Raw genomic sequence first — 564 nt, forward strand, 5'->3', positions numbered from 1 at the left:
CGTCTTCGAAATACTGAATGCAAAGAGCTCCTCATACACCGTACCGACTTCAAGCCCTGGCGACACGTACTATTATGTGGTCGTAACGAACGAGGACAACACTGTAACCGGCAACGTATACGCTTCGGCTATAAGCAACAGGGTCAAAGTTACCGTTAACGCGCTGRCGAATGCGGCAACGCCAGACATCAACACACAGCCGGTAGGTACAACGGTCGATCAGGGCGGCAACGTCACTCTAAGCGTAGCKGCTACCTCTAGCAAAGGAACGCTAAGCTACAAGTGGTACCGAAATACCCAGGATAGCATGATGGGCGTCTTCGAAATACTGAATGCAAAGAGCTCCTCATACACCGTACCGACTTCAAGCCCTGGCGACACGTACTATTATGTGGTCGTAACGAACGAGGACAACACTGTAACCGGCAACGTATACGCTTCGGCTATAAGCAACAGGGTCAAAGTTACCGTTAACGCGCTGGCGAATGCGGCAACGCCAGACATCAACACACAGCCGGTAGGTACAACGGTCGATCAGGGCGGCAACGTCACTCTAAGCGTAGC

1 pseudogene is annotated in these 564 nt (G+C 52.1%); it reads left to right on the forward strand.

Annotated features, from left to right (window positions below):
• A pseudogene (locus AC1DWB_RS37070) lies at positions 1-564 on the forward strand (cell surface glycoprotein); the annotation flags it as partial.

It is taken from the genome of Paenibacillus sp. P4_E11 (genome assembly GCF_056401635.1).